The following is a 4,408-nucleotide window of genomic DNA, read 5'->3' on the forward strand; positions in this document are numbered from 1 at the left end:
CAAATCCCGTTCGTGGTGAGCTTGTCGAACCACGAGGAGCGCGTCCTCGCGTCCTTCGACAGGCTCAGGACGAACGGAGGCTCGGTGAGGAGCTTACCCAACCCCGTTCGTGGTGAGCTTGTCGAACCACGGGCGCGCGGCCTGCCAGCCAAGCTCTGGACGATCCGATCAACGGGGATGGACAGTTCGCGGCCCCTCGCTAAGCTGGTTGCGGATGAAACAGCTTTCGACCGAAGAGCGTGCGCTGGGGGGCGGCGTGGACCAGGGGGCGATGCTCACCCAGGTCGAACGCTGGAGCGCGATCAACAGCGGCACTGGCAACCTATCGGGCCTGGCCCGCCAGGCCGGCGAACTGGCCGACGCCTTCACCGCGCTGCCCGGTGAAGTCACTCTGCACGAACCGGCGCCGGTCACGGCAATCGACGCGGCGGGGCGCGAGGTGGAGCGCCGGCACGGCCGGCACCTGGTGCTCAGCGTCCGCCCGGAGGCGGAGTGGCGCTTCCTGCTCACCGGCCACATGGACACGGTCTACTCCGCGGACCACCCGTTCCAAGCCGGCTCCTGGATCGATGCGGACCGGTTCAACGCACCCGGCGCCGCCGACATGAAGGGCGGCATCGCGGTGATCCTGCATGCACTCACGGCTTTCGAGAGCAGCCCGGCCGCCCGTACGGTCGGGTACGACGTCCTGATCAATTCCGACGAGGAAACCGGCTCGCTCTCCTCCGCTCCCCTGATCGCGGAGCTGGCCCGCGGCAAGGCGGCGGCGCTGACCTACGAGCCTTCCGCCCTGCCCGACGGAACGCTTGCGCACTCGCGCGGCGGCAGCGGCAACTACAGCCTGATCGTCACCGGCCGCTCGGCCCATGCGGGCCGCAACCCGCAGGAAGGGCGCAACGCCATCGTCGCCGCGGCTGCGCTGGCGGTGGCTCTCAAGGCGATGGAGCACGGCGATCTCAGCGTGAACCCGGCCAGGATCGAAGGCGGCGCGGCCAACAACGTCGTGCCTGATCACGCGGTGCTGCGCTTCAACATCCGCCCGCAGTCGACCGAGGCCGCGGGCGCCTTCGAACGCGATCTCGCCGGGCTGGTCCGCGCCATCGAGGCCGAGCACGAAGTCGGGGTCCGCGTCCACGGCGGCGTTACCCGCCCGCCCAAGCCGGTCGACGCCCGCGCGCAGAAGCTGTTCGACCTCGTCGCGGAGACCTCGGCCGCACTCGGCCGGGAGATCGGCTGGCAGCCCAGCGGCGGCGTGTGCGACGGCAACAACATCGCCGCTTGCGGCGTGCCGGTGGTCGACACGATGGGCGTGCGCGGCGGGGCAATCCATTCGCCGGGCGAGTTCATGATCGCCTCCTCTTTGTCGGAGCGCGCGGCGCTTTCCGCCATCGTGCTCCACCGGCTCGCGATAGGGGCGCCGCTATGACTCACGTGATCCGCGCCGCCACCGCTGGCGACATGCAGGCGCTGTACGAAATGGCCAAGCTGACCGGCGGCGGCTTCACCAACCTGCCGCCCGACCGCAACGCCCTGCGCGGCAAGCTCAAGCGATCCGCCGAAGCCTTCACCCGCGAGAGCGAGGAGAGGATGGACGACCTGTTCGTCGTCGTGCTGGAGAACACTGAAACCGGGGAAGTGCGCGGGACCGCCCAGCTTTTCACCCATGTCGGGCAAAGCTGGCCGTTCTACTCCTACCGCCTGACCACGCTCACCCAGCATTCGCGGGAACTCGAGCGCACGGTCCGCGCCGAGATGCTCAGCCTGGTGACCGATCTCGAAGGCTCGAGCGAAGTCGGCGGCCTGTTCCTGCATCCTTCGGAACGCGCGGGCGGGCTCGGCCTGCTGCTCGCCCGCAGCCGCTACCTGTTCATCGCCAGCCACCGCGCGCGGTTCAGCGACCGCATCCTGGCCGAGCTGCGCGGGATCATCGACGAGCGCGGCGGTTCGCCGTTCTGGGACGCGATCGGCGGCAAGTTCTTCGGCATGACCTTCCAGGAGGCCGACGAGTTCAACGCCATCCACGGCAACCAGTTCATCGCCGACCTGATGCCCAAGCACCCGGTCTACATCGCCATGCTGCCCGAAGAAGCGCGCAAGGTCATCGGCCTGCCCCACCCGTCCGGCCGCGCGGCAATGCGCATGCTGGAGCACGAAGGCTTCTCTTACGAAGGCTACGTCGACATCTTCGACGGCGGCCCGACGATGACCGGGCGCACCGACGCGGTCGCCAGCGTCCGCAACGCGGCCCGCAAGCCGGTGACCGACTGCGACCTCGCCAACGGAGAAAAGGCGCTCATCGCCACCGGCAGGCTGGCCGGCTTCCGCTGCTGCTGCGGCATTCGCGCGTTCACCGAAGGCGGCGTTGCGATCGACCCCGAAGCCGCGCAGCTGCTGCGCGTGCGCGAAGGCGACGAGGTCTGGAGCGTGGCGCGGTGAAGATTGCTCGTAAAGTCCTCCCCGGCACGGGGAGGGGGACCGCGCGCGAAGCGCGTGGTGGAGGGGGCCCTTGGCCTGGACAAACGGCTGAGCCAGGCCAAGGGCCCCCTCCGTCAGCCCTGCGGGCTGCCACCTCCCCGTCCCGGGGAGGATTTTACAATTTTCCGCTGAGAGCAGCCCAATGACCCTCCGGGAAATCAACTTCGACGGGATCGTCGGCCCGTCGCACAACTATGCCGGTCTCAGCCTCGGCAACCTGGCGGCGACAGCCCATGCCGGCGAAGTGTCCCACCCCCGGGCCGCCGCGCTGCAGGGGCTGGAGAAGATGCGCGCGAACATGGCGCTGGGGCTGGCTCAGGGCTTCTTCGTGCCGCTGCCGCGCCCGAATGCCGGATGGCTGGAGGCACTGGCGGCGGATGGGACCATCGATCGGGGGCTCGTGGCCGGCGCGTGGTCGGCCAGCGCGATGTGGACCGCCAACGCCGCCACCGTCAGCCCCTCGCCGGACGTCGCGGACGGGCGCTGCCATCTCACCGTGGCCAACCTCGTGACTATGCCCCACCGGTCTCACGAGTGGCCCGACACGCTGCGCCAGCTCCGCCTCGCTTTCGCCGACGAGCAGCGGTTCGCGGTGCACGGCCCGGTGCCCGCCTGCTTCGGCGACGAGGGCGCGGCGAACCACATGCGGCTCACCTCGGATCACGGCGAGCGGGGGCTCGAGATCTTCGTCTACGGCCGCAGCGGCGGTCGCTTCCCCGCGCGCCAGCACGAGCAGGCAAGCCGAGCCGTCGCCCGCCGCCACGGCCTCGATCCGGCGCGCGCGCTGTTCATCGAACAGAGCCCCGAAGCCATCGAGGCCGGAGCGTTCCACAACGACGTCGTCGCCGTCGCCAACGAACGGGTGCTGTTCGCGCACGAACGCGCCTTCGCGGACCGGGAGGCTGCGTATGGAGCCATCCGCGCGGCTTTTCCCGGAGTCGAGGTGGTCGAAGTGGCGTCCGCCGACGTGAGTCTCGCCGAAGCGATCCGCACTTACCTGTTCAACGCCCAGCTTGTGACGCTGCCCGACGGGGCGATGGCGCTCGTCGTACCCGAAGAGTGCCGGGAGAGCGCGCCGGTATGGGCCTGGTGCGAGCGGATGCTGGCCGGCAACGGACCCATTCGGCGGGTCATCCCGGTCGATGTCCGCCAGTCGATGGCCAACGGCGGCGGCCCTGCCTGCCTGCGGCTGCGGGTGGTAGCGGACCCGGCCCACGTCGATCCGCGGTTCCTGCTGAGCGACGCGAAGGCGGAACGCATCGAGGCCACGATAGCGCGCCATTGGCCCGAACAGATCGACCCCGCCGACCTCGGCAGCGAGGCGCTGGCGGAGACCGTGCGGGGGGCGCGGATGGCGCTGCTCGATCTGCTGGATCTGGCCGAACTCGCCTGACCCGTCCCTTGCCGGGGCACCGAAAACTCCGTGGTTCGTTAACTGCGCAGGATCGCATAATCCGCCTGCAGAACGACTGTTGCCGCCCACGGCGTTAAGGATCGGGAATGCTCAGGAAAGTCGCCCGTCTGTTCGTGATCAAGTCGCGCTGGGAAGCGTACCTGATCATCTACGCCCTGGCGCTCGGGGCGACGACGCGCGGCACCCACTATCTGGAACAGTACCCGGGATGGGGCGGCTACCTGCTGTTCCTGGCCTGCACCGGCGCGGTGTTCCTGGCCGGCGCCAAGATCCTCGACTGCCTGCGGCTGGAGAAGTCTGCGAGCCCCCGCGGCTGAGCGCTGCGGCTGCGGCTTGCCACACCGCCTGCTCCGCGCGGTCGGCGGGATGGATCCTGAAACAAGTTCAGGATGACGGGTTTTCGCAGGATGGCGGGTTTTCGCGGATGACGGGCCTTCGCGGATGACGGGCCTTCGCGGATGACGGGCCTTCGCGGATGACGGGCCTTCGCGGATGACGGGCCTTCGCGGATGACGGGCC

At 69.5% G+C, this 4,408-nt stretch carries 4 protein-coding genes; all 4 read left to right on the forward strand.

Features of this window, described 5'->3' with window-relative positions; all coding sequences use genetic code 11:
• The first annotated feature begins 214 nt into the window (after window positions 1–214).
• The 4 genes from GRI75_RS14345 (at window position 215) to GRI75_RS14360 (ending at window position 4,206) form a co-directional block, all read left to right on the forward strand.
• A complete protein-coding gene (locus GRI75_RS14345) occupies window positions 215–1,426 on the forward strand; it encodes a hydrolase (protein WP_160747689.1) in 1,212 nt (403 codons plus the stop codon).
• Entirely contained in the window at window positions 1,423–2,436 is a 1,014-nt protein-coding gene (locus tag GRI75_RS14350) for an arginine N-succinyltransferase (protein WP_160747690.1), read from the forward strand. Before GRI75_RS14345 ends, GRI75_RS14350 begins: the two co-directional genes overlap by 4 nt.
• Window positions 2,437–2,617: 181 nt before the next feature.
• Window positions 2,618–3,868, forward strand: coding sequence for an N-succinylarginine dihydrolase (locus GRI75_RS14355; protein ID WP_160747691.1), 1,251 nt, complete (start codon window positions 2,618–2,620; stop codon window positions 3,866–3,868).
• 107 nt (window positions 3,869–3,975) lie between these two features.
• Window positions 3,976–4,206, forward strand: a complete 231-nt coding sequence (locus tag GRI75_RS14360) for a hypothetical protein (RefSeq protein ID WP_160747692.1) — start codon at window positions 3,976–3,978, stop codon at window positions 4,204–4,206.
• Window positions 4,207–4,408 lie beyond the last annotated feature (202 nt).

This window comes from Croceibacterium soli, from assembly GCF_009828065.1.
Classification (GTDB): domain Bacteria; phylum Pseudomonadota; class Alphaproteobacteria; order Sphingomonadales; family Sphingomonadaceae; genus Croceibacterium_B; species Croceibacterium_B soli.